The sequence below is a fragment of the Rhizobium sp. NZLR11 genome (assembly GCF_019685115.1).
GTDB lineage: Bacteria > Pseudomonadota > Alphaproteobacteria > Rhizobiales > Rhizobiaceae > Rhizobium.
Genome location: NZ_JABDWD010000008.1, coordinates 82,771 through 107,765 on the forward strand (window position 1 = coordinate 82,771; position 24,995 = coordinate 107,765).

21 protein-coding genes and 4 pseudogenes are annotated in these 24,995 nt (G+C 62.0%); 3 read left to right on the forward strand and 22 right to left on the reverse strand.

Going from position 1 to position 24,995, the window contains the following annotated elements; genetic code table 11:
• Positions 1-216: 216 nt before the first annotated feature.
• Positions 217-1,203, forward strand: a pseudogene (locus tag HJB83_RS15865) (IS1595 family transposase); the annotation flags it as partial.
• 1,184 nt (positions 1,204-2,387) lie between these two features.
• Here the strand turns inward: HJB83_RS15865 and HJB83_RS15870 are convergent.
• The 7 genes and pseudogenes from HJB83_RS15870 to HJB83_RS15895 all read right to left on the reverse strand — a co-directional run.
• A pseudogene (locus HJB83_RS15870) lies at positions 2,388-3,230 on the reverse strand (aldo/keto reductase family protein); the annotation flags it as partial.
• Between the two features lie 94 nt (positions 3,231-3,324).
• Positions 3,325-3,465: pseudogene (locus HJB83_RS34140) on the reverse strand (dihydrofolate reductase family protein); the annotation flags it as partial.
• The gene (locus HJB83_RS15875; protein WP_259671343.1) at positions 3,462-3,860 is read right to left on the reverse strand and encodes a dihydrofolate reductase family protein; all 399 of its coding nucleotides are present in this window, start codon (positions 3,858-3,860) and stop codon (positions 3,462-3,464) included. The gene HJB83_RS15875 and the pseudogene HJB83_RS34140, both read right to left, overlap by 4 nt.
• 167 nt (positions 3,861-4,027) lie before the next feature.
• Positions 4,028-4,476, reverse strand: a pseudogene (gene rpiB / locus HJB83_RS15880) (ribose 5-phosphate isomerase B).
• Positions 4,477-4,541: 65 nt separating this feature from the next.
• Positions 4,542-6,104, reverse strand: coding sequence for a glutamine-hydrolyzing GMP synthase (guaA, locus tag HJB83_RS15885; RefSeq protein WP_221116679.1), 1,563 nt, complete (start codon positions 6,102-6,104; stop codon positions 4,542-4,544).
• A gap of 113 nt (positions 6,105-6,217) precedes the next feature.
• Positions 6,218-6,856, reverse strand: coding sequence for a 5'-methylthioadenosine/S-adenosylhomocysteine nucleosidase (locus HJB83_RS15890; RefSeq protein WP_207582571.1), 639 nt, complete (start codon positions 6,854-6,856; stop codon positions 6,218-6,220).
• On the reverse strand, positions 6,853-7,302 hold the full coding sequence (locus HJB83_RS15895; RefSeq protein WP_003544704.1) for a PaaI family thioesterase: 450 nt from the start codon (positions 7,300-7,302) through the stop codon (positions 6,853-6,855). Before HJB83_RS15895 ends, HJB83_RS15890 begins: the two co-directional genes overlap by 4 nt.
• A 219-nt stretch (positions 7,303-7,521) precedes the next feature.
• Here HJB83_RS15895 and HJB83_RS15900 point away from each other — a divergent pair, with 219 nt between their 5' ends.
• A complete protein-coding gene (locus HJB83_RS15900) occupies positions 7,522-8,598 on the forward strand; it encodes a DUF2252 family protein (protein WP_207582572.1) in 1,077 nt (358 codons plus the stop codon).
• Between the two features lie 59 nt (positions 8,599-8,657).
• Here HJB83_RS15900 and HJB83_RS15905 read toward each other — a convergent pair whose 3' ends face one another.
• The 9 genes from HJB83_RS15905 to HJB83_RS15945 form a co-directional block, all read right to left on the reverse strand.
• The gene (locus HJB83_RS15905) at positions 8,658-9,737 is read right to left on the reverse strand and encodes a DUF1513 domain-containing protein (RefSeq protein WP_207582573.1); all 1,080 of its coding nucleotides are present in this window, start codon (positions 9,735-9,737) and stop codon (positions 8,658-8,660) included.
• 4 nt (positions 9,738-9,741) lie between these two features.
• Complete coding sequence (locus tag HJB83_RS15910; protein ID WP_207582574.1) at positions 9,742-10,845, reverse strand: imelysin family protein; 1,104 nt, start codon at positions 10,843-10,845, stop codon at positions 9,742-9,744.
• Positions 10,845-12,383 (reverse strand): di-heme oxidoredictase family protein, encoded by a 1,539-nt coding sequence (locus HJB83_RS15915; RefSeq protein WP_207582575.1) that lies wholly within the window; start codon positions 12,381-12,383, stop codon positions 10,845-10,847. Before HJB83_RS15915 ends, HJB83_RS15910 begins: the two co-directional genes overlap by 1 nt.
• 46 nt (positions 12,384-12,429) lie before the next feature.
• Positions 12,430-13,704 carry an imelysin family protein gene (locus HJB83_RS15920; RefSeq protein WP_207582576.1) on the reverse strand — a complete coding sequence of 425 codons (1,275 nt, stop codon included), beginning with the start codon at positions 13,702-13,704 and terminating at the stop codon, positions 12,430-12,432.
• A gap of 266 nt (positions 13,705-13,970) precedes the next feature.
• Entirely contained in the window at positions 13,971-15,260 is a 1,290-nt protein-coding gene (locus HJB83_RS15925; RefSeq protein WP_207582577.1) for an RsmB/NOP family class I SAM-dependent RNA methyltransferase, read from the reverse strand.
• Between the two features lie 153 nt (positions 15,261-15,413).
• On the reverse strand, positions 15,414-15,776 hold the full coding sequence (locus tag HJB83_RS15930; RefSeq protein WP_221116681.1) for a septal ring lytic transglycosylase RlpA family protein: 363 nt from the start codon (positions 15,774-15,776) through the stop codon (positions 15,414-15,416).
• A gap of 407 nt (positions 15,777-16,183) precedes the next feature.
• Positions 16,184-17,053: an SDR family oxidoreductase gene (locus HJB83_RS15935; protein WP_221132395.1), complete on the reverse strand. Its 870-nt coding sequence runs from the start codon at positions 17,051-17,053 to the stop codon at positions 16,184-16,186.
• The gene (gene queG / locus HJB83_RS15940) at positions 17,053-18,210 is read right to left on the reverse strand and encodes a tRNA epoxyqueuosine(34) reductase QueG (protein ID WP_221132396.1); all 1,158 of its coding nucleotides are present in this window, start codon (positions 18,208-18,210) and stop codon (positions 17,053-17,055) included. The genes HJB83_RS15935 and queG overlap by 1 nt, the downstream gene beginning before the upstream one ends.
• Positions 18,211-18,222: 12 nt before the next feature.
• The gene (locus tag HJB83_RS15945) at positions 18,223-18,915 is read right to left on the reverse strand and encodes a glutathione S-transferase family protein (protein ID WP_207582581.1); all 693 of its coding nucleotides are present in this window, start codon (positions 18,913-18,915) and stop codon (positions 18,223-18,225) included.
• 247 nt (positions 18,916-19,162) lie between these two features.
• Between HJB83_RS15945 and HJB83_RS15950 the strand changes: the two genes are divergently transcribed.
• Positions 19,163-19,960 carry an undecaprenyl-diphosphate phosphatase gene (locus HJB83_RS15950; protein ID WP_207582582.1) on the forward strand — a complete coding sequence of 266 codons (798 nt, stop codon included), beginning with the start codon at positions 19,163-19,165 and terminating at the stop codon, positions 19,958-19,960.
• 680 nt (positions 19,961-20,640) lie between these two features.
• Here HJB83_RS15950 and HJB83_RS15955 read toward each other — a convergent pair.
• The 6 genes from HJB83_RS15955 to HJB83_RS15980 all read right to left on the reverse strand — a co-directional run bounded on the left by HJB83_RS15955 (position 20,641) and on the right by HJB83_RS15980 (position 24,952).
• A complete protein-coding gene (locus HJB83_RS15955; protein WP_221116685.1) occupies positions 20,641-21,621 on the reverse strand; it encodes a complex I NDUFA9 subunit family protein in 981 nt (326 codons plus the stop codon).
• Between the two features lie 111 nt (positions 21,622-21,732).
• Positions 21,733-22,020, reverse strand: a complete 288-nt coding sequence (locus HJB83_RS15960; RefSeq protein WP_221116686.1) for a DUF1330 domain-containing protein — start codon at positions 22,018-22,020, stop codon at positions 21,733-21,735.
• Between the two features lie 28 nt (positions 22,021-22,048).
• Positions 22,049-22,756: an orotidine-5'-phosphate decarboxylase gene (gene pyrF / locus HJB83_RS15965; protein WP_207582585.1), complete on the reverse strand. Its 708-nt coding sequence runs from the start codon at positions 22,754-22,756 to the stop codon at positions 22,049-22,051.
• 6 nt (positions 22,757-22,762) lie between these two features.
• Positions 22,763-23,344 carry a histidine phosphatase family protein gene (locus tag HJB83_RS15970; RefSeq protein ID WP_221116688.1) on the reverse strand — a complete coding sequence of 194 codons (582 nt, stop codon included), beginning with the start codon at positions 23,342-23,344 and terminating at the stop codon, positions 22,763-22,765.
• A 1-nt stretch (position 23,345) separates the two neighbouring features.
• Positions 23,346-23,945, reverse strand: coding sequence for a phospholipid N-methyltransferase PmtA (gene pmtA / locus HJB83_RS15975; protein WP_207582587.1), 600 nt, complete (start codon positions 23,943-23,945; stop codon positions 23,346-23,348).
• 95 nt (positions 23,946-24,040) lie between these two features.
• Positions 24,041-24,952 carry a DUF72 domain-containing protein gene (locus tag HJB83_RS15980; protein ID WP_207582588.1) on the reverse strand — a complete coding sequence of 304 codons (912 nt, stop codon included), beginning with the start codon at positions 24,950-24,952 and terminating at the stop codon, positions 24,041-24,043.
• Positions 24,953-24,995 lie beyond the last annotated feature (43 nt).

A 24,995-nucleotide genomic window follows, 5' to 3' on the forward strand; every position in this document is an offset into this window, starting at 1 on the left:
AGCCGTCATCCCTAGTGCATGTCGCCCTGAAGTGTGCGGCGGTTCTGGGATAACGATATGCATAGAAACAAAGGACTAAAGCGCGGCGCATGAATCAAGTTTGATGCGCCGCGCTTTAGATCAGGATAATTTTATGGCTTATCCCGTTCGCACAGGTATTAACCACATCCAGCGTTGCAATATGACTCATCTCCCCTTCTCCGATAAAAGGAGGGCATGAGCGAAAGCCTGTTTCCGACACGCTGGGCCAATGACAAGCCGCCATCGCTGGAGAAGTTCACCTCGGACTTCGCCGACGACTACGCCTGCGCGGAATATCTGGCGAAGAAGCGCTGGAAGGACGGCTTTCAATGCCCGCGTTGCGGCGGGAACCGGGCATGGCGACTTGAGGCTCGCCCGTGGGTCTGGGAATGCCAGGGTGTCGCCGTTGCGGACGATGGGGTACGGACCACCACCGGCTGCCGCCACCAGACATCGCTCATCGCCGGGACGGTGATGCACGGTACGCATCTCCCGCTCCGGGTCTGGTTTCTGGCCGCCTACCTCCTCGTGACCCATTCCAACGGAATGTCCGCCCTGCAGCTCCAGCCGAAGCTGGGTCTCGGCAGCTACAAGACCGCCTGGCTTCTGCTTCACAAGCTCCGCCGGGCGATGGTCGATCCGGACAGGCGTCCGCTGCGCGGCATGATCGAGATCGACGAGACGAACGTGCCGTTCCGCCGTAAGGATGAGCCTGAAGGCGGCGGTCAGGGACGCAGTCCAATCGGCAAGATTTTCATGATCGGTGCCGTCGAGGTGGAGGCCGGAAAGTACCCTGCGCGATGCCGCCTGCAGCGCATCGTCAACATCAATCGCGAGAGCCTGCACGCCTTCATCCGGGACAACACCGCCATCGGCAGCCTGCTCGTCACCGACGGCAACACGGCCTACAGACGCTTGAAAGACCGAGGCCATCAGGCCATAAACCTGAGTGCCGAGGATGCACCTCCAGCCCATGAGGTACTGCCGTGGGTGCATCGCCTCTTCGCCAATTTCAAGCGATGGAGCTACGGAACTTATCACGGTGTCCGTGACAAGCATGTCGATATCTACGCCAACGAGTTCGTCTTCCGTTGGAACCGCCGACGGCATTTCCAGACCAACGTTGATACGATCCTGGGTCTCGGACAGCGTATCGGCCGGATAAATTGGCGCGACATCGTCGGCGACACGCGGGAATGGAAGCTGGCGCACGAGGATCAGATTCTCGACATGGTCAGGCCCGACAGGCTCGACCGCGCCAAGGACTACGCCGTGGAGAACGGCTGCGATATCTTCGAAGCTCTCGACGAAGTTCGGCAGCAAGAGAAAAGGTGGCGATATCCGCGAAGGAAGCCGAGGCGTTCCCCGCTTCCACCAAGGCGCTTAGGCGAGGAGCGAAGCACCCGCCGATACGTTCATCCGCCGAGTTTAACACCGGAAGACATCGGACGGGGCTATCTCCGCCATATCCCTATCGGCTCAAAGATCACAGGCGCACGCCGGAAATCGTCTGTGGATGGCATTTCCTTCGAAGCCGCCTGACAGGATTTCTCGCAGCGAATCTGATCATTTGCTGAAGGTAGTCGGGGTGGCAGGGAAATGTTTGTGACCAATAGATCGAGGCTCAGAAAATCAAGCGGTGTGACGCTCGTGCTTTTAGCCTGCCTCGGGAGCTGGAGCGGTGCGCGGGCTGAAGACGTTCGCAGAGACACACTCGCTCCATTGCCACTCAACCTCAAGGACTACGAAACGTTCGTGCAGAAACTGGCTGCCGAGGTGGACGGAAACGAAGCCGCGATGGCCGCGAGACTCGGTTCTCTGGGTTTTAGCTGCACCCCCGTCTCCAAATCCGTAGCGTTCGCATGTGTGCGATTTGGCTGCCAGAAGCGGTTCATCGGACGAGGTTCTCTCCTCCAATGGACTGTGAACAGGCGGGATGTGGTGGCGGGAAAGACGGTATTCTCAGGCGGAGCAGTCAACTATTCGTGGTTGGAAAGCTGCATTGTCACGAACGACATCGAGCCTGCACAGCAGCGCTTCCTTTCCTGCCAAGGTCAAAGCCAGTGTAATCCGCTCCGGCGTTGAAGCTGAGCGATGCCCTATGTCGCTCATGCACAATGTACAGTATGTCCCTGTGCAAACGGGATAAGCCATATAATTTTAGGCCTGATCGGCCTAGAATTTGAATCCCGATCTAAATCAAAGCAATAGAGCATGATGTCATAAGTAAACCGCGCACACTTTGCGGCATCATGCTCTGGATGACAAACAGCCGGCCGAGGTGAGTGAACCTCGGCCGTTACTGCTGACGACGATCCTGACCGGCCAAACAGCCATCCGTGTTGGCGGTCTGCCTTACGTTCAGATCATCCGAGGTGTCGCGGATCGCCGCTCGGCCAGGCCACCCCGTCACCGAGGTCCATCGTTTCGATGGCGCGCATGTCGTTTGCGTCGATAGCGAATACGAAGATGTCGAGATTCTCGCGCATGCGTGCCGGGTCCATGGTTTTGGGAAGAACCGCAAAGCCCTTCTGCACGCCCCAGCGGAGCAACAACTGAGCTTCCGTGACGCCGTATTTTGCCGCCATTGCCTTAAAAGGCGATGCCGCTTCGGCCCCCGCTGCTTTCATCTCCTCGGTCTTGGCGCTTTCTTGACCGTCTTTCGCCCGCCACGTCGAGAGCGGCACCAGGGAACTGTAGGCAATCGGTGCGATGCCATTGTCGGCAAGATAAGCGACCAGATCCGGCTTCTGCGACCAGGGGTGCAACTCGATCTGGTTGGCTGCCGGCAGCGGCAAACCGGCAGCCTTGATCTCGTCGATATGCGCCTCCGTGAAATTGCTGACGCCGATCGCTCTGATCTTGCCCTGTGACTTGAGGTCGACGAGGGCGCGCCATTCGTTCAGCCGCTCGGTGCCCCCGGATGGCGCATGGATGAGGTAGAGGTCGAGATAGTCCAGCTCCAATGCGGCAAGGCTTTTTGCAAATGCCGCCATGATGCCTTCGTAGGTCTTCGGCGCATCACCCCAGGCAGCATTGCCGGGCCAGACCTTGGTGGTCACGAAAATGTCCTTTCGGGCAAGACCCGCGGCGGTGAGGCCGGCTTTGATGCCTTGGCCGACGCCCGTCTCGTTCTGATAGCCCTCGGCCGTATCGATATGACGGTAGCCGGCAAGAATGGCAGCCTTGACCGTGGCTGGGGCGTCCTCGGCAGAGACGTGGAAGGTGCCGAAGCTGCGCCACCGCGCCCCCGGGAAAAGCCTTCGAGCTCATCAGCTTGAGAGGCGCTGGGGCGGGGAGTTCGCAGAACAGCGGCAGGCCTTTGCCCAGCGCCACGGGGATCACAAGCAGGGCGAATTGATCGACCAGTCCCTGGGCGACAAGACTGCGGGCAAAGCTGACGCCGCCGTGGGCGATGATCGGCTTGCCCTCCTGGGCCTTCAACTTGGTGATTTCCTCCGAAGCTCACCGCTCGCCACATAGGCCTCCGCCCAACTGCTTGCGCCGGGCTGCAATTCCGCAGACTGTCCGGTCCCCTTGGCGCTGATGTCATCGAGCGCCGCCGTGACATTCGTGAGGATCGCCGGCCCCTGTCGTGAGAAGACGGCCTTGGGGATCTGGTTCATCGGCGGCGCGAACGCCAGGGTGGAGGTCGGCCAGAAGGGGGCCATGGAAAGGAAGCTGCGGCTGCCCATAATGTGCAGGCCGGCATTCCCTATAAACTCGATGCTCCAGGCCTTCGCCTCCCGATCGAAGCCGAACATCCATGTGTTTCGGCCGTCCAGGTCACTGATGAAGCCGTCGACCGATATGGACATCTTCAGGATCAGGTCTCTCACGGCGCTCTCCTCCTTGGGTGCTGACCCAAGGACGCACCAGATCGACAAGATCCGACATCACACGATCGTTTTGTAGCCGTCGGCCCTTCTGTCGCCGCCGGCCCGGGCATTCCTCTGCCGCTGAGCCTACTCGACATCTTCTCCCAAAGAAGACGCAAGGAACGGCGCTACTCCTCCAGCGCCCCAATCATTTCCACCCGCGTCGCATGCCGACCGCCCTCGAACTGGGCGGTTAGGAACGCATCTACGATGTCGAGCGCCAGCCCTTCGCCCACCACGCGCACACCAATCGACAGCATGTTGGCATCATTGTGCTGTCGGATCATGCGGGCTGAAAACGTGTCGGCGCAGATGCCGCAACGGATACCCTTTACCTTATTCGCTGCCATCATGATGCCCTGGCCGGTGCCGCATAGGATGATGCCAAACCGGCAATCACCAGAGGCGACGAGCCGCGCCGCCGCTCGCCGTGTTTGGGATAGTGGGTGCTTTCCGGCGTCGTCGGTCCGATGTCGACCACCACCCAGCCATGTGCCGCGATATGGGCGGCAATGGCCTGTCGGAGCTGAATGGCCGTGTGGTCGCTAGAGAGGACAATACGATTGTTGGCTGTCATGGAGAAGTCGTCCCGTTTCCCCGAAGCAATTTAGCGGGCTGGGCGAGTTGGATCAACTCAGCCCTTCATTCCCACTCGATCGTGCCAGGCGGCTTCGATGTCACATCATAAACCACGCGGTTGATGCCGCGCACCTCGTTGATGATGCGGGTCGCGGCGCGGCCGAGGAATTCCATGTCGTAGTGGTAGAAGTCCGCCGTCATGCCGTCGACCGAGGTGACGGCGCGCAACGCGCAGACGAATTCGTAGGTACGTCCGTCGCCCATGACGCCGACGGTCTGGACCGGAAGCAGCACGGCGAAGGCCTGCCAGATGGCGTCGTAGAGGCCGGCCTTGCGGATTTCGTCGAGATAGATCGCATCGGCCTCGCGCAGGATCTCCAGCTTTTCGCGGCTGATGCCGCCTGGGCAGCGGATCGCAAGGCCGGGGCCGGGGAAGGGGTGGCGGCCGATGAAGCTGTCGGGCAGGCCGAGTTCGCGACCGAGCGCCCGCACCTCGTCCTTGAACAGTTCGCGCAGCGGCTCGACGAGCTGCATCTTCATGCGATCCGGCAGGCCGCCGACATTGTGGTGCGACTTGATCGTCACAGACGGGCCGCCGGTGAAGGAAACGCTTTCGATCACGTCGGGATAGAGCGTGCCCTGGCCGAGGAAATCGGCGCCGCCGAGTTTCTTTGCCTCTTCCTCGAAGGTCTCGATGAACAGCCGGCCGATGATCTTGCGCTTGGTTTCCGGGTCGCTGACGCCTTCGAGCTCGCCGATGAAACGGTCGGAAGCGTCGACATGCAGCAGATGCAAATTGTAGTGCTCGCGGAACATGGCGACGACGCCGGCCGCCTCGTCCTTGCGCATCAGGCCGTGGTCGACGAGGATGCAGGTCAGCTGGTCGCCGACCGCCTCGTGGATCAACAGCGCCGCGACTGAGCTGTCGACGCCGCCCGAAAGGGCGCAGATGACGCGCTTGCCGCCCACCTGCTTGCGGATCTCATCGACTGCCTTCTGGCGATAGGCCGACATCGACCAGTCGCCCTTGAGGCCGGCGATGTTGTGGATGAAATTACCAATCAGCTTGGCGCCGTCGGGCGTATGCACGACCTCGGGATGGAACTGCACGCCGTAATATTTGCGCTTCTCGTCAGCGATGAAGGCGTAGGGCGCGTTGGAGGAGGTGGCGACCACCTCGAAACCCTCAGGCAGCGCGGTGACGCGGTCGCCATGGCTCATCCACACCTGGTGGCGCGAACCGGAGGACCAGAGGCCCTCGAACAGCTGGCAGTCCTTGTTTACCTCCAGGAAGGCGCGGCCGAATTCGCGGTGATGGCCGCTCTCGACCTTGCCGCCGAGCTGCATGCACATCGTCTGCTGGCCATAGCAGATGCCAAAGACCGGCAGGCCGCTGTCGAAGATGATCTGAGGCGCTCGCGGCGATCCCTCGTCCACCGTCGAAGCCGGGCTGCCGGAGAGGATCACGGCCTTCGGCTGCAGGCGCTTGAAGCCCTCTTCGGCCGATTGAAAGGGAACGATCTCGCAATAGACGCCGGCCTCGCGCACGCGTCGTGCGATGAGCTGGGTCACCTGGCTGCCGAAATCGACGATGAGAACGGAGTCGGGATGTGCTGTCTGGGTCATGGCGAGGCTTTAATGAAAAGCGCTTCGCCTTGCAATCCGGGAAATCGGCGGCATTGGTTTTTATTGTTCCGATTGTCCCTCGCGCGTCTGAAAAGACGCGCGGCTTTTAGGGCTCAGAACCAGAAAACTCCGTCCTCCAGCGCCGTGAACAGGCTGTCGACGCCGTAGGAGAGCTTGCGGTCGACGATGTGCAGATATTCGGTCCAGCCCGAGATGTGCTGCAGTTCGACCGCGCCGTCGGAAATGCCGCGCAGGCCGATCAGCGGCAGCTTGTAGCCCTGGCAGGCGCGCAGCACCGCAAAGGTTTCCATGTCTACCATGTCGGCGTCGATATCGGTATAGGCCGCGCCTGAGATCACGTTGCCGCCGGTGGAAAGGCTTGCTTCCGGAATGCCCGGGATGCGCAGCGGCAGTTCGAGCACCGCCGGCAGGTCGAGAAAGGGTGTCCTGCCCTTTTCGAAGCCGAGCGGCGAGGCGTCCATGTCGCGATAAGAAACCGAGGTTACCTGATAAATTTCCGTCTGCTCCAGTTTCGCCGAGCCGGCCGAGCCGAGGGAAACGACGAGATCGGGCAGGTCGTCGGCCGCATCCAGCCGCGCCAGCGTTTTGGTCAGCGCGACCGCCGCCTCGACAGGGCCGACGCCGGTCATCAGAGGTTCGATGCGCGAACGCAGGAAGGGGCCGTATTCGGCCTCTGCCGCCATGACGAAAAGCATGGACTTTCCCGCGACCGACTTCAGCTCGAACTTCATCCCGTAATTCCTTCTCTACCGCGGATCACCATCATCGTTCCTGTCATCGAGGCGATGAGCTTCGCCGGCCCGTCGCTGATTGCGTAGCCTCGCCCGTCTGCGACGATGATGGTGGAGCCGGGTTTGGTGATTTCCCCGCGAAACAGGAAACGATCGCCACGCCCCGGCGACATGAGATTGACCTTGAACTCGATCGTCAGGATCGAAGCTTCGGGGTCGATGACGCTATAGGCGGCGAAACCGCAAGCCGAATCGAGCGCTGCGGAAATGATGCCTGCGTGCAGGATGCCGTGCTGCTGTGTCAGTTTGACGTCGAAGGGAAGCTCGATTTCGACGACGCCATGCTCGACGCGCGTCAGCTCTGCGCCGATCGTCTCCATCGCCGCCTGCCGCGCAAAATTGCGGCGGATTCGCGCGCGGAAATCGCCCCTGTCAGTCTCGCTCATGGCTGCCCCTCTTGCAGCGGCGAAAGTGGCATGGCGGGCCGGATTCGACAAGCTGCACATTGCTGAAATCGGTCTCAGCGGCGATGGAAAGCTGCGGCCGTGTCGCCGGGGCCACCGTTCGCCTTTCCGTCACCATGCAAGCTGGTGCGAAGACGATTGCAGCTTCGCGCCCAGCGCGTATTCTCCGCGTCGGATCTCGAAAGGATGGAGCGCCGGCGCATGACGACGATATCGCAATCGGTCCGGAATTTCGAGACTTGGCTGGCCGGCGAACTCGGGGCCGATCTCGTCGCGGACGATCTCCGGGAGAAGCACGAGAAGATGCGAAGCGGCGGCTTCGTCTTCCTGCGCGCCACCTATTGGCGCTGGTGCGAGACTATCCTCGATATCTGCCCGGAACTCGCCCGCGCGCCCGAGGTGCTGGCGATCGGCGATACCCATCTGGAAAATTTCGGCACCTGGCGTGATGGCGAGGGCCGGCTCGTCTGGGGCGTCAATGATTTCGACGATGCGGCGGTGATGCCTTATACGCTGGATCTCGTTCGCCTTGCGGCCAGCGCTGTGCTGGCGCGCGGCGACGATGGTCCCTCGGTTCGGATGATCGGCGAATTGATCCTGAGCGGCTATTGCAGGGGCCTTGAAAATCCGCTGCCCGTCATCCTCGAGCGCGATCACAAATGGCTGCGCAAGGCGCTGATGCTGCCGAATTCCGAACGTCGGGAATTCTGGGAGAAATATGAAATGCTGCTTCCCGGCAGCGAGCCTCCGCCCTCCGCCTATGTCAAGGCGCTCGCAGATGCACTGCCGCTCGGCTCAGGCAGCTTCGTGGCGAAGCCACGCAGCGGCGGCACCGGCAGCCTCGGCCGGCCGCGTTTCGTCGCCTATGCCGAATGGCAGGGCGGACCGGTGCTGCGAGAGGCCAAGGCGCTGCTGCCGTCCGCCTGGTCGCTTCGCCACAGACCACAGGACGTGGCGATCCATGCGGGCGAGATCGCCGACGGGCGGATGCGGTGCGTCGATCCGCATTACCGGGTTTCCGGCCGCATCCTCGTACGCCGGATCTCGCCGAACAGCTGCAAGATCGAAATCGACCGGCACCCCGAAATCCTGCTTTCGCCGACGATGCTCGAGCTGATGGGCTTCGAGATCGCCAATTGCCATTCCAACGATGCGGCAGCGGTCGCCGTGATCCTTCGGGATATCAAGACACGCGGAAACGAATGGCTGCATGAGGCGGCAAGGGCCGCGGCCTCGAGCATCAGCGCCGAGCAGAAGGCCTATGTGCGCGACGGTTGATGCATGTCGCCCTGATGTGTGAGCGGTCTTCGCGCGAGATCACGCTCTACGTCGCTGGTTCAGATCCGAACGATGTGCTGATCCCAGGCGACGTCGCTGCGGGTCGACAGGAAATCGCCATCATAGGAGGAGACGGCAAAGCCGCTCTTTGCCGGCGCGATGCCGGCCGCATCCGGAATGCTGGTTTCGGCGAGCACCTTGCCCGTCCTTGCGTCGAGGGTCACCGAGGCGCCGCCCTTCGGCGAGGTGATACCGACGAGGCCCTCACTGCGATTGACGGCAATCGCTCCGACGTAATTGGCGAGCCTGCGCGTCGTCTGCTCCGGCAGGTCGATGAAGGTAAGGTCCTCGCCCTTGGTGAAATGGCCGACGAGCGGCGGCAAATCCTTGCGGTGACCCTCGTACTGGCAGGCAAACCAGATGCGGCCCCTGTCATCGAGATCGATGTGGCGGGTGGAGAGTTCTGCCCATTCCGCCGGCAGCACATGTTTTTCGACCAGAGCACCGGTCGCGGCATCGATCAGCACCAGCGACGGCTGCATCTCCCCGAGATTGAGCTTGGTGCGGCCGAAATCCGGATGCGTCTCGATGCCGCCATTGGCGACGATCAGAAGACGTCCGTCGTCGGAGACCGTCATGTCGTGCGGGCCGATGCCGTAGGTCTCGAATTCGCCGATGCGGGTGAAGCGGTCGGTGGCGTCGTAGAGGCCGATCATGCCGCGATTGCCGTCGAAGTCGTTCTCGCTGGCGTAGAGCAAACGACCATCGGCGGAGAAGGCGCCGTGGCCGTAGAAATGCCGGTCTTCCCGCGAGCTGATGACAATCGGTTCGGCCTTATTTCGCGGATCGAAAATCATCGCATAGGTGCCCGGCCGGCGGGCGAAGGCGACGGTCCTGCCGGTGGCGGCACTGAAGGCCATGCCGTGAGCCCGGGCGGGAAGCTTGACCTGATCGATGACCTCGCCGCGCTCTGTCACAGTCGCGACGGCAAAGGAGCCGTCGGCCGCACGAATGCCCGAGGCATAGACCGCGTCCGCCCGCTCCAGGGCCATCAGCGATTTCGGTGCCAGGGTGGCGAGGAAGCCGAGCCCGGCCGCCTTGACGAAATCGCGTCGGTTCATCGCAGCACTTCGCATCATTGGTTCAGTCCCCGTCCGAAAAGGAAAAGCCGGCCGAAAGGCCGATGGCGGCGCCATATTCGTCGCTGATCCGGGTGATCAGATCGCGGCTCTCGGCCAGCAGCGTATCGAGCTTGGCCTTCTCCGCATCGCTTAAGGCGGCATCGATGTCGGGATTGAGTTTCGGCACGCTGTCGAGCAGCGATTTGAAATCCTCGTCGATTGAGGCGGCGATCGGCTGTTTGTCCGGCGGCAGAAGTTCGGCCATGCCGGCCTTCTGCCAGAGCGTGCGCAGTCCCTCCAGATTGGCGGCCATCGATTTCCAGGTGTTTTTCGAGCGCCAGTAGATCGCCATGCGCGGGCGCGGTGCGGTGTCCTTGCCCTTGTAGAACTGTTCGAGCCGCTGGTCGCGGACATTCTCCGCGCCGTGGACGAGAATGCCGAGCAGCGCGGTCACCGCTTCCTTGTTGTCCATGAAATCGTTGCTCTGCGGGCCTGGATGTTTCCAGCTCGCCTGCACGCCGTCGGGCTTTTCCCAGGCGGCGACGACTTCGCCGGCCTCACGCTGGATGTTTCCGGCAACCGCCTGGCCGTAAAGGCAGCGGAAGCCGCCCTTCTGCTTGACGAGATCGTCGGCGCCATTGCCGTAAAGCACGTATTCCAGCGCCGTCAGGCCCTGCAGCGCAACGCTCTTGCCGGCGATCGCATCGACCGCCGCATCCTTCGGATCGGCCTTGGCGATCAGCGCCTGCACCTGCTTCAGGCCGACGCCCTTGCGGTCGGGGTAAAACAGGATGTGCTCGAAGAGATTGTCCTGGATGACAGGCCCGGTCTGGACGATCTCGATGATCGACCAGTAGCGGATGGTGTCGTCAAATGTGGATTTGGCCTTGTCGAGCGTCTGCTGCGTGCCGTCGTCGCAGAGATCCTTCATCGCCGTCGTCAGCCGGGCGGCCGATTGCTGCATGTTGCGATAACCGGGGCGGATGACTTCGTCGACGGCGCGCTGCATGACCGCCGGAACGGCATCCTCGTTCAGCCCTGCCGGAGGGGTGGCGGCGGTCTGGGCGACCGCCGATGTGGCCAGGCCGATCAGAGTGAGGCAGAGCAGGGGGTGCCAAAGGCGCATCAAAGTGACTCCAGGAATGTAATCAGGGCCGCCCTGTCGTCTTTTGACCGGGAGGAGAAAGCGTTGCGGGCCTTTTCAGCTTCGCCGCCATGCCAGAGGATCGCCTCGGTGAGATCCCTCGCACGGCCGTCATGCAGGAAAAAGCTGTGTCCGCTGACCGTCCGGGTCAGTCCTATACCCCATAGCGGTGGTGTGCGCCATTCACGTCCGCTTGCAAGACCGACCTGCTGCCCGTCGGCAAGCCCGTCGCCCATATCGTGCAGGAGGAAGTCGGAATAGGGCCAGATCAGCTGGAAGGACTGCGCCTTGTCGGGCGAATCCCTGCGGGTGACGAATTTCGGCACATGGCAGGAAATGCAGCCGCTGTCGTAGAAGATCCGCTTGCCCTTCAGCGTCTCGGGAAAGCTCGCCTTGCGGCGGGCCGGAACGGCAAGGTTTTCGGAATAGAAGGTCACTAGGTCGAGAATGGGATCCGGTGCCTCTTGCGCCCCCAGCCGTTTCTGTACGCCGGTCGGCATATCAAGGCATTTCTCTTCCGCCTTGGTGCAATCGCCCTGCGCATTCGGCTGATCGGATGTCGAGATGCCGATATCGCTGGCAAAGGCATCGGCACTCTGGTCGCGCACCGTGGCGTTCTGCGCCTTCCAGCCGAACCGGCCGAGTGTAACCTCGCCGCTGCGGTGGTCGCGCACCATCGCCGCCTTGCCGGAGATGCCGTCGCCATCGGCATCGTCTGGGTCGGCATGGGCAAGGATATCGGCCTCGGGAATCGCCTCGATCAGCCCAAGGCCGATCATGGCCGAGGCGACACGCGGCGAAATTGTCGTCGCCTGATCGAGCGATCCATAGGCAAGGTTCGTCACCGCATAATGCGGCCGGCGCAGCGATACGGTCTCGCCATCGCCGAGCGTCACCTTCTCTTCATCATAGTTGATTGCCATCCGGCCTTCGGCAGCAAGGCCGGGAACGGCAAAGTCCTGCAGCTGATGGCCATAAACCGGATCGGGGAAGTTGACGACGTCAGCTCCCGCGATCGCCTTTTCCTCGTCCGGCGTTGCGGCTGCTCGCGAAAGCCGCAGCAGCATCGAGACAGCACTTGGGCCACCCTCCGGCGGTTTGCCGCGGCCGTCATTGACATGGCAACTGATGCAGGAGCGGGCGTTGAAAAGCGGCCCAAGGCCATCGGAGGCCTGCGTCGAGGAGGGAGCGGAAACCCAGAGCTTGCGGAAGAGCGAATTGCCGAGCCTGAAATTCTGCTCTTCCTCGAAGGGGATGTTGGCCGAAATATGCGAGAAGCTGTCTTCGGTGACCGGGTCGATCGAAGTCGTAGCACCCGCCTGCATCGCTTCGTATTGCTCGGCCTTCGAAAAATCCTTGGTCGGCCGCGTCACGTCGGCGACGCGCTTGAGATCGGCTTCGGAAAGGTCGATGCGTTTCGCCGGCAGATCGAAACCGGCGGCAAGTGCTGCGGAAAAACCGGCAAGCGTGGCGCAGAGCACTGCGCTGGCGATCAATCGGCGGGCCGGGGCATGCGACATTTCAGGGTTCGGGCCGCTCCGTTATCGAAGCGGCCCGCCTTTTTGCTTATTTGAAGACGGCGTTAGGATTATCCAAGCTGTCGGAACCTTCAAGCTGAACCGTGCCGAGATCGAGTGCGGCAATAACGCGCTGCACCGATTTCGTCTGGTCGATCAGCCCGGCGATGGCGGCCTGGACGACGGCATTGCCTTCCTTGTTGCCCTCACCGATCATCTGGTCGTATTTCTCGACCGTCTCGCCGCGCTTTGCCATGGCATTCATCGCATCGAGCGTCTTGTTGAGCTTGTCTTCCATCTCGGCGTCGAGCGCCTTGTCCTTGGCGGCCACTAGATCGTGCAGCGATGGACCGCTGAGCTTGGTGCCGTCGACCCGGGTATAGTTGCCGGTATAGGCGGCGGCGATGCCGATCGCGTCGTTCAGATGCGAGTTGTAGGTATTGTCCGAGAAGCAATCATGCTCTTCTTCCGGATCGTGCAGCAGCAGGCCGAGTTTCATGCGCTCGCCGGCCAGCTCGCCGTAGGAAAGCGAACCCATGCCCGTCAGGATCGCGACGAGACCGGCCTTCGGGTCGGCTTCGACATTCTTCGTCGCAGCGCCGTCCGCCTTCCAGTTGTCGGTCATTTCCTGCAGGTCGGACACCAGCAGGGTGGAGGCGGATTTCAGATATTCGGCGCGGCGGTCGCAATTGCCGTGCGTGCAGTTCTTCAGGTCGTAATCCGTTGCCGGGCGGTTGCCCGCGCCAGGTCCCGTGCCGTTCAGATCCTGGCCCCAGAGCAGGAATTCGATGGCGTGGTAGCCGGTCGCGACATTGGCATCGATGCCGCCGGCCCCGGCGAGCGTGCCGGAGAGGAATTCCGGCGTCAGCTTGGAAGCGTCGACATCCTTGCCGTCGATCTTGATCGTCTTGTTAGCAATGACATTTGCCACATAGAGCGAATTTTCGTCGCTCTCGCTGCCATAGGAGGGATCGACATAATCGATCAGGCCTTCATCGAGCGGCCATGAGTTGACCTCGCCTTCCCAGTCGTCGACAATCGGATTGCCGAAGCGATAGACTTCCGTCTGCTGATAGGGAACGCGCGCCTTGATCCAGGCGTCCCGGGCTCCCTTCAGCGTCGCGTCGGTCGGCGCCTTCAGGAAAGCGTCGATTGCGGTATCGAGCGCCTTTGCCGTCGTCAGCGAGTCTTCGTATTTCGCATGTCCGACGTCGGCATAGTGTTTGACCACAGCGGCAGCATCGGTCTCGGCATGGGCGGGCAGGGCGAGCAGGGCGGCGGGGGCAATCGCCAGCACGGCTGCGCGGAATGTGTTGAGCTTCATGATCCTCTCCTGTGACGGATATTCCGTCTAGCGCATCGGCCCGAAAATCGGCATCGATTTTCGGAAAGCACGATGCGCCGATTCAAACTGTTACAGCGTCCTTTGCGCGTCTGATAAGACGCGCGGCGCTATAATCGGGCTCCGTCTCTTCGCCCAAAAGCAAACTTGTGTCAAACACTCTAGTTTGGAATGATTGTAAGATTGGATAGCCGCCGCAGGCACGCTCTTCCAAGCGCATCTGCTTGAAAAAGCGGCAGCAACCGCCCTCAGCCCTTCCGCTGCATGCGGCAGAAGAAGAAGCCGTCCGTATCGGTGGAGGCGGGCGTCAGCGTCACCGTCAGGCCGTCGGAAGAGTGCGGACGTGAGACGTCTTTCCCGAAGAGCGCATCCCAGGCGGGCAGGGCGCTGACGATCTGGAAATCAGGATGGCCAGCCGTAAAGCGGCGCACCTGTTCCTCGTTTTCCTGGGGCAGCACCGAGCAGGTGACGTAGATCAGCTCGCCGCCTGGCTTGACGAAGCCACTTGCCTGCGTCAGCGCATCCTGCTGCTGGGCGGTGCGTTCGTCGAGGTTCTTTGCCGTCAGCCGCCATTTCGTATCGGGGCGGCGGCGCCATGTGCCGGTGCCGGTGCACGGCGCGTCGACCAGCACCTTGTCGCAGCGCCCGGCAAGGCTGGAAAGCGCCCTAGCGTCGTCATGCACCTGGACATTGCGCGTGCCCGCCCGCTTCAGCCGCTCGATGATCGGCGCCAGCCGTTTGCGGTCGGCGTCATAGGCGTGAACCTGCCCCTTGTTCTGCATGGCGGCCGCCATGGCGAGCGTCTTGCCGCCGCCGCCGGCGCAATAGTCGAGAACCTGGTCGCCCTCATGGGCAAGCACCAGGTCGGCGACGATCTGCGATCCTTCGTCCTGAACTTCGAACCAGCCCTTTTGGAACGAAAGCTCGGCTGTCACGTTGGGTAGACGCGAAGCGCCTTCGCCGGCGGCAATCCGGATGCCGTAGCGAGCGATCTTCGCCGCCTGCGCGCCGGCTCGTTCGAGCGCCTTGACGGCCTTGTCGCGGGAGGACTTCAGGATGTTGGCGCGCAGATCGAGCGTCGGGCGGGCGGCAAGCGCCTGTGCCTCGGCGAGCCAGCTGGCGCCGAAGGCTTGTTCGAAGGAGGATTGGACCCATTCGGGGATATCACCGCGGATATGCGGCGGCGCATCGTCGAGCGAGCGGCTGGCAAATGCCGCAGCGGCATCGGCGTTCAGCGGCGCCGGCGCAAATTTGTCGTCCGCCAGTTCGGCGGCAAGGCTGTCGGGTGTGAAACCCCATTGGCGGAACATGACGGCATGGGCAATGGCTGCAGCGCTGTCGTCATCCATCAGCCAGGCATGGGAAAGCCGCATGCGCAGGGCGTCATAGACGATGTTGCCGATTGCGGCACGATCGCCGGAGCCGGCGAAACGATGCGCGAGGCCCCAGTCCTTCAGCGCGTCGGCGACGGGCCGCTTGCGGGCATCGATATCCGCGAGCACAGAAATCGCCCCTTCGAGGCGGCCGCCCAGACGCATTCAAAGTCTCCTAATTGCCATGGCCTGCGACCGATCCGCACGGGCGCGACAGGCGCGGGGCGGAATGTTCACAAGTCTCAACCGCGTGGTAACCGCGATTGACGGCAAGAGCAAGCGCCGCTGACGGCGCAGCTGGTTGTCCGGCAGTACGCCTTAGCTGATTACCTGGTAGCAGACCTTCGCCGTGCCGGAGCTCACCATGCCGATATTCTGGGCGGCGGCGCGCGACAGGTCGAGCACCCGGCCGCGGATGAACGGACCGCGATCGTTAATGCGAACGACGACGGTGCGGCCATTGTTGCGGTTGGTGACCTTCACCTTGGTGCCGAACGCAAGCGAACGATGTGCGGCAGTCAAGACGGCAGGGTTCATACGTTCCCCGGAAGCAGTTTTGGAGTGAAGTGCGTACCATGAAGCACCGCCGCAACCATCTCCAGCAAAACTCTCCGCCGGAAGCACGGAAGAGCAGGCTGCAATAGTTACGGCAGCGATAATAGAACGACGTATTTTCTTCAAAACAGAGTATCCCTCAACTATTGAACGCAACGCCTCAACAGGCGGCGGGGCTTAAATCTGTGAAAAAGTGGCGAAAAAGTGCCGCGGTTGATCACGGAATATTACAATCTGTAACATTCGTGAGCGCGACGGGGGAATTTCGGAAACGGGCGGCGATCACTGCGACAGAAAAAACACAATGAAATCAGTTAAAATCCGAACGAATTTTTCAGAAGAATGGTTAACATCCCGGCGTTCACAAAAATCGCAAAAATTTTTTTCCGACTTTGCCATATTTGCTGCCACATTTGCGCAAATTTAAAGGCCGTTAACTATAATAAAGGGCGAAATTCGTCCCGCCAAATGCGGAAAGTAGGAATTTCCTACTCATTTTGGGCGATGACGTCGGTCACATCGAGCAGCCGGTTCTAACCCCGCCAACGTCCGTCCTGCCACAATTGCGCAAGCGACATCGGATAGTTCGGGAAGGAGAATTCGAAGCCGGCGGCCTTCAGTTTCGCATTCGAAACCCGTTTGTTCTCGCCGTAGAAGGAGCGCGCCATCGGTGACAGTTCGGCGGTTTCGAAGGCCTGCTCCGGTGGCGGTGCGACGCCCATCAGCCGCGCCGCCTCGACGATCACATCCTGCGGCGGGCCGGGCCGGTCATCGGTGACATTATAGATGCCGCCGAGGCCACCATCCGACAGGAAGCGGGCCGCCGCACCGATATCCTCGACGCGGATACGGTTGAACACCTGGTCCTTCTTGATCAGCCGTCGGGCCGTGCCCTTGTCCAGATTGCAGAAGGCATTGCGTCCCGGCCCATAGATGCCGGCAAGCCGGAGCACCGCCGCCGGCACGCCGCGCTCCCGGCCCATCGCCAGCCAGCCCTCTTCCGCCTCGAGCCGCTCCTTCGACCGCCCGGAAACCGGAACACACGGAGTGTCCTCGTTGATCCAGGCGCCCTTGTGATCGCCATAGACGCCGACCGTGGAGAGATAGCCGATCCATTCGAGCCTGGGCGGCAGGCTTGCGCCGCCTTCGCCGAGCAGCCGCAGCAGCGGGTCACCCTTCCCTGGCGCGATCGACTGCACGAGATGGGTGACGCTCTCCAGGGCTCGGCGCAACTGGTCGTCCAGGGTCTCGCCATCGAAAAGGAAGGCTTCGACGCCGTTTTGCCGGAGCGCCTCCACCTTGTCGGCCGAGCGCGTGGTGCCGGAAATGCGCACGCCGTTGCGGGCGAAGGCCTTGGCGATCGCCGTGCCGGAATAACCGCAGCCAAAGATCATCACATGCATCAGCTCACTCCCGCCAGCCGCCATTCGTTTAGCACGTCGTCGTCACTCTCGTCTGCCCTTCGTGCGGCAAAACCCGTAAATTCGCCAGCCTCCATCAGCCGCGACAGCGCCCAGACCGCCATCCCGCGCACCACCGGCGAGGCATCGTCGGCGAGTAAACGACATTGCCCGACCAGCGCCGTCTCGCCGGAATTGCCGGCGGCGATCAGCACATTGCGGATAAAGCGGTCGCGGCCGATCCGCTTCACCGGCGAGCCGCTGAAGAAGATGCGGAAGCCGGCATCGTCGAGCGTCAGCAGAAAGGCGATCGTCGGCTCGCGCAGATCTTCCCGTGCCTTCAGCTTCATCTCGGAAGCGGAGCTTGCGAACTTGTTCCAGGGGCAGGCGGCCAGACAGTCGTCGCAGCCATAGATGCGATTGCCGATCAGCGGCCGCAGATCGGGGTCGATCGGCCCCTTGTGCTCGATGGTGAGATAGGAGATGCAGCGCCGCGCATCGATCTGGTAAGGCGCCGGGAAGGCGGCCGTCGGGCAGACGTCGAGACAAGCGCGGCAGGAGCCGCAATGATCGGTCTCCGCAGCATCGACGGCAAGATCCGCCGTGGTGAACATCGTGCCGAGGAACAGCCACGAACCGTGTATGCGGCTGACGAGGTTGGTGTGTTTGCCCTGCCAGCCGAGGCCGGCTGCCGCCGCCAGCGGCTTTTCCATCACAGGCGCGGTATCGACGAACACCTTCACATCGGCGCCGGCGCGTGCCGCAAAGCGCGTGGCGATCTCCTTCAGCCGGCCCTTGATGATGTCGTGATAATCGCGGTTGCGCGCATAGACGGAGATCGCCGCTCTGTCCGGCTTGTCGAGAATGCCGCGCGGATCTTCCTCCGGGGTGTAATTGAGGCCGAAGACGACGACGGAGCGCACCTCGCTCCAGAGTGTCAGCGGATCGCCGCGCCGTTCGCGCGTCTCCGCCATCCACGCCATCGTCCCGTGCCACCCGGCATCGATGAACTCGCCAAGGCGCTCCTTCGCTTGCGGGATCGCGTCGGGCCGCGTGATGCGACAGAGATCGAAGCCCTTGGCGGCGGATTCCGCCCGCACCAACGCGGTCAAATTGTCGCGGCGGCGGCGCTCTTTGTCATCTCTATCAGCTTCGGGCATGAAGAGCCCTCGTCAGAAATCCAGGTCGGCATAGTGCGAAACCGGCGTCAGCCCGCGCACCCGTTCGGTCAGCATCGGCCGGAAGGAGGGACGCGACTTCAGCCGCTGGTACCAGTCCTTGACGAGGGGCGCATCCGCCCAGTCGATCTCGCCGAGATAGTCGAGGATCGAAATCGAGGCCGCGGCGGCAAGGTCGGCATAACTCATCCGCTCGCCAGCCAGCCACTGGCGCGAGCCGGCAAGCCAGGTGAGATAGCGCATATGCTGGCGAATATTCGCGCGGGCCGTGCGCAAAACCTTCGAATCTGGCGCTCCGCCGCCCTGATCGGCGGTCATCTGCAACTTGTAGACACGCTCGCGAGCGAGCGGCTTGGTCACGTCGTTTTCCATCTTCTGCATGAACCATTCGCTCAGCCGGCGGATTTCCGCCCGCTGGAACGGGTCCTCGGCGAGCAGCCGCCGATCGCGTTTCAACACGCCGTGCGTCTCGTCCAGGTACTCGGAAATGACGGTCGCGCCGCAGAGCGCCCGCATGCTGTCGTCGACATAGACCGGCAGCGTGCCGGCCGGGTTGAGCGCCAGGAAATCCCGGCGCTTCTCCCATGTCTGCTCCTCGATCAGATCGGCCTGATAGCCGTATTCGGCCAGGATCAGCCGGACGAAGCGGGATGCGGATGACATGGGATGATGATAAAGCGTGGGCATCGATACTCGGGCTTTATGATTGCTGTTACAGGACTGTGTGGCAGCTCGGTTATAGCGCCCTAGTCATGACTCATTGGTTGAAGCTATAGGAGTTTGGCCCGGCCAATACAAGCGAATCGGCTTTCACGCCAACTGACGAAAGACAAAACACGCTTCTTGCGTATGAGGATAGCGGCCGCGCCTGATCGGCTGAAGCTAGGCTCAAGCGCGGCTCAAGTCTGACCGACCTTTAAACCGGAGACAATTTATGGACTATATCAATGCTGCCATTCTCGGTGTCATCGAGGGGATCACCGAGTTTCTGCCGATCTCGAGCACCGGCCATCTCATCATTGCGGAGCAATGGCTCGGCCACCGGTCGGACATGTTCAACATCGTCATTCAGGCGGGTGCTATCCTCGCCGTCACCATCATTTATTGGCGTCGCCTGCTGGATCTGCTGCTGGGCTGGCGGGTGCCGGAGAACCGCGATTACGCCGCCAAGCTGATCGCCGCCTTCCTCATCACCGCAATTCTCGGACTTATCGTCAAGAAGCTCGGCTTTGAACTGCCGGAGACCGCAACGCCGATCGCCTGGGCGCTTATCATCGGCGGTATCTGGATGATCTTCGCCGAATGGGCCGCGGCGCGCAAAGCCCCCCATAAGGAGATCACCTGGCTTGTCGCCATCCTGGTCGGCATCGCCCAGATCGTTGCGGGCGTCTTCCCGGGAACCTCGCGCTCCGGCGCCACGATTTTCGTCGCCATGCTGGCCGGCACCGGCAACCGCGCCGCTGCGACCGAATTCGCCTTTCTCGTCGGTATCCCCACCATGTATGCCGCGAGCGGCTATGAATTGCTGAAGACTTTCAAGGATGGCGGCGCGGCAAACGAGGACTGGACGGCGCTCGGCATCGCCTTCGTTGTTTCCACGGTCGTCGCATTCGTCGCCGTCAAATGGCTGCTGGCCTATATCAGAAGCAACCGCTTCACGCTGTTTGCCGTCTACCGCATCATTCTCGGTGTCTTGCTGCTTGGCATGGCGGCAACCGGCCTGATCGCCTGAGACATTCCTAAAAACGCATTGCATTCGCGCGATCTCCAGGCGCGAATGCAAATGCCCCGGCGCGCTTGGCCATCAAGCCCCCGATTTCCGGAAGCAGCCGATTTTTCAGATAGCAATGTTGAAAGAGTAGACGCCCGCTGCTTTTAAAGCCGGCAAGACCGAGCGTTTATTGGGAACGTCCTGCTTCAGACGCTCCGGCCGCTGCTTGTCTTTGTGAGGCCGGCATCGAGGCGCGGCCTTTTCGTCAATGGCTGATCGAAGCCGTCGAGCAAGGATCGACGCCGTAGGCCGGCGAGCAATCACCCTTTATCGCCGCGACAGAACCTGGAGCCACAAAGGAGCCTGCCAGGATGATTAGCGCCGCACACGCAAAAAGGAGCGCGATTGACTTGCCCATCGAGAATTGCCTTTCACAGTGATTGCCGCACGCGATCCCAGGCGTTGAGTCCGTCGGAAGACGCGCGGGTTTGGTAGTCAGTGGAATGGCAAATAGCAATAAACGTTCCTGCTAAATTTGGCGTTAATTCCACAAAATTTCCGATGCGTCTTTTATGCAACTGCACTTGGTATGGCCGGCACAACACCATTTCAAACTTGTGCCAGCTTTGCTTGAGCCGGCAAAGCAAAACGCCGTCCGCGTCATGCGCGAACGGCGTCGTTCCGAAGATTCAAAAAATTGGTCAGGCGGCCTTGCCGGTGCCCGTGTACTGGCCATGCGGCCGATAATGCACGAGATAGGAGTCGAGCACCGACGCTGCCATGGTCGGCGTGATGCCGAGGCCCTGCAGGGTGCGGCCTTCCGCCTCGGCTGCTGCGGAGACGATGTTGTCGTATCTCAGCATGCGAACCTGATCCGGGGTGATCGGCGGCGTCACGAAGGGGATCAGCGAAGCGATGCTGCCGATCAGCGAAGCGACGCTGAAGGGCAGGGAGACCAGCGGGTTCTTGCGGCACGTCACCTTCAGCATTGTCTCGAGACATTCGCGGAAGCTCAAGACCTCAGGCCCGCCAAGCTCATAGATCTTGCCGCCTGCGACCTTGCCATCGACGGCGCGGGCAACGGCCTCGGCGATATCCTCGACATAGACCGGCTGGAATTTCGTCTTGCCGCCGCCGACCAAGGGCAGGACGGGCGACATGCGGGCCATATCGGCAAACTTGTTGAAGAAGCTGTCCTCCGGTCCGAAGACGATCGACGGACGCAAGATCACCGCATCGGGCTTGATGGAGAGGATTGCGGTTTCGGCACGGCCCTTGGTGCGGCCATAACCTGAATCCGAATTCACATTGGCGCCGATCGCCGAAATATGGGTCAGCGTGGCGCCTGCGCCGCGCGCCGCTTCGGCAACCGCGCGGGCGCCGAATTCCTGCACGGCGTCGAAGGTGTTGCGGCCGGTCTCGTGCAGAATGCCGACGCAATTGACGACGTGGCTCGCACCGTCGACGGCGCGGTCGATCGAGCTGCGATAGCGCAGGTTCGCCTGCACGAAGGAGATCTGCCCGACATTGCCGAGCGGCTGCAGGAAATTGGCGAGATCGGGACGGCGCACGGCGACGCGGATATTATAACCGCGCTTGGCGAGTGCCCGGACCACGTGCCTGCCCACAAAGCCGGACCCTCCGAATACGGTGACGAGCGGCGGCAGGTTGGCAAGGGTCATGGCAGGCTCCTCGAAAGGCTTGGCGGGATGCTGTATCGGCTCCGTCTTAGCCCAATCCCGGCGCGACGGGAAGGCCTATCGCGCCCTCAGTTTTTGCGGATTCGAGCCGGGTCAGACGCCCTCGACGACGACCATTTCCGCATCCGCCACTTCCTGACGGATTTTCGCGGCGATCTGGTATTCCGGCGAATTATAGCAGTCGACCGCATGCTGCAGCGAGGGGAATTCGATCACCACGTTGCGCACCCGCGCCTTGCCCTCGAGTTCGGTGAAGGCGCCGCCGCGCGCCAGGAAATTCGCGCCGTATTTTTCGAAGGCCGGCTTGGCCGCCGCCACGTAATCCATGTAGCGCTCGGCATCGCGAACATCGACGCGGGCGATCCAGTATCCCTTGGCCATGATCTTCTCCCTTTTGTGTTGGGTTCTGTCAGCGGTTTGCCGGCCAGAGCGCGCCGACCATTTCGTTGAGGACGGCGCGGGCCGCATGCCGGGGATCGGGCGCCTTGACGATCGGCCGGGCAACGACGAGATGCGTCGCCCCTGCCTTCAGCGCGTCGAACGGCGTCATCACCCGCTTCTGGTCGCCATGGTCGCTGCCGGTCGGGCGAATGCCGGGGGTGACGATTGCCATGTCGGGCCCGACGATCTCGCGCACCTCGGCCGCCTCAGCTGCCGAGCAGACGATGCCGCCCATGCCGGCAACTCGCGCCTGTCCGGCGCGGCGCAGCACCAGGCTGTGCGGATCTTGGCTATAGCCGGCATCGGCAAGGTCTTCGGCATCCATCGAGGTCAGCACGGTGACGCCGAGCAGGCAGAGGCTGGAACCGGCTGCTGCCTCGACTGCCGCCTTCATCGCCTTCGGATAGGCGTGCAGCGTCAGCATCGACATGCCCATCTTGGCGATGTTCTCGACGCCTGACGCAACCGTGTTGTCGATGTCGAGCAGCTTCATGTCGAGAAAGACCTTCTTGCCGCTTGCGGCAAGGTCGCGGGCAAATTCGAGGCCGCCGGCAAAGACCAGCTGATAGCCGATCTTATAGAAGACAATGTCGTCGCCGAGCGTTGAAACCAGTCTTTCCGCCTCGTCGATCGTTGGAACATCCAGGCCGACGATCAACCGCTCGCGTGCGTCCATCTGAAGTCACCCCTGCCAGTCTTCGATGGGTGTCCAGTCGCATGATAGGAGCCGATCCGCAAGGCCGAAAGCATAGAGATTGCCACCGCCGCCCGGCTGGTCGCGGTCGCGGCCGATCGGCTTGCCCGCCAGATGGCATTTGAGCAGCGTGCCGACGCCGCCATGGCCGACGAAGGCGATCGGCGCTGTCGCATCATGTGTGGCAAGAACGCTCTTCACCGCCTCGACGATCCGGCGCTGGGCATCGACGGCGCGTTCCCAGCCTTTGAAGCTCTCTTCCGGATGGGCGAAGAACCAGTTGGCCGCCTCTTCGAATTGCGGCGGCGGTAGGAAGCCGGTGGCCGAACGGTCGTTCTCGTGCATGCCGTGGACGATCTCGATCGTCACGCCGGCGGCTTCCGCCAGAATTTCGGCTGTCTCGATCGCCTTCGTCTCGTCGCTGGAGACGATGCGCCGCAACTGCCGCGCCCAGATGCTTTCCGCTGCCTTGCGGGCGCGCACCGCGCCGACATCGGAAAGCCCCCATTTCGGCACCGGCACGTTGGCGTCGATCCGGACCTGCGGATGGGTGATGTAGAGCCCGAACATCTCAGCCGCGCCGATAGATCCAGAGCTGCGCCGGCGGAATGTTGCGCATGACGAAGTCGAAATGCTGAATATGGTAGCGGTCGGGATTGGCGGCGATCGGCGAGATCGCACCATAGGAAATCTGCACCACCGGCCGGCCGGCCGGCAGCCGGTCGAGCAGGCTTTCGAGCAGCGACACCCGCATCGCCATCGGGAAGTTCAGAAGCGGAATGCACGAGATGACGCAATCGAACGTGCGGTCGCCGAATTCACCCAGCGTCGCCTGAAGATCGAAGGCATCGCCGTTGATGAAGTGCACGCCGGGATAGGCGCGCTGCAGATGCTGGTGGAAATCCGTCGAATATTCGATCGCGACCAGATTGTCCGGCTTCACACCGCGGCCGAGGATGGCTTTGGTGATGGCGCCGGTGCCCGGCCCGAGTTCGAGCACCGGCATGCCGGAATGCATGTCGATGACGCTTGCCATGCGCTTGGCGGTAATCGAGGAGGTCGGCACGATCGAGCCCACCGTCTTCGGCCCCTGCATCATGCCCCGGAAGAAACGGATCTCCTCATCGAATCTCTTCCCGAGGTGTTCCTTCACCTTGACTCGTAAGCGCATTCTCCACCCATCCGCACGTTGATCGAATGCCTTAATATGCCGGTTGTCGTTCCCGGGACAAGGATTTTCGCAACGAGGACATCGGCATCAACAGCTCATGCGGCTTTCGGCGCCGAACGCGGCATGAGATCGGCAAGCCTTTCGCTCAGATGATCGGCGTCGATGGGCGCGCGCAGCTTCTTGTCGGTATTGTCGAAATAGAGATAGACGTCGCGGCCCGTGTTGCGCGGCGTAAGCGGCGCCAGCACCCGCGTCGCATTTTCCGGTTCTCCGCCGGTTGCCCAGGAGCGGATCCGGTCTGCCCAGAGGTCGAGGGCCTCGTCCGCGTAGCCGCTGACATAGAGCTGTTCGGAGCCATGCAGGCGGCAATAGATGAAATCGGCGGTGATATCCATCAGCAGCGGCCATTCCACCGTGTCGGCGCAGACGAGCGCAACATTGTGGCGTCTGAGCATCTCGATGAAGGCGGCAGAGCGGAAGCTGTCGTGGCGGATTTCGAGCGCGTGGCGGATCGGCTGATCGCCGTCGCTTCGAAGCCAGGCCCGTCCCTTGACATGCCCGTCATGCCGCTTGGCAAGTGCTGTCGCTGCATCGCGGTCCTGCGGCAACAGCGCCAGGAAATTTTCGAAAAGATCGGCATCGAAGGCCATGTTCGGTGGAAATTGCCAGAGGATCGGCCCAAGCTTCGGGCCGAGCCGCAGCAGGCCGGAGGCAAGGAAATTGGCGAGCGCCGTCTCGATCGCGCGCAGCCGCAGCATATGGGTAATGAAGCGCGGCCCCTTGACCGCGAAGACGAAATCATCGGGCGCTTCGTCGCGCCAGCGGCCGAAGCTTTCGGAACGCTGCAGACTGTAGAAAGTGCCGTTGATCTCGATCGACGGGAAGTGTCGGGCAGCGTAGGAGAGCTCCTGCTTCTGCGGCAGGTCCTCCGGGTAGAATTGGCCACGCCAGGGCGCATAGGTCCAGCCGGATACGCCGATGCGCACCATTCCCGTGTTTGTCATCATCGGATCCTCCGCTTCGACAGGAGGAAAAACGGAGACGGGAGGC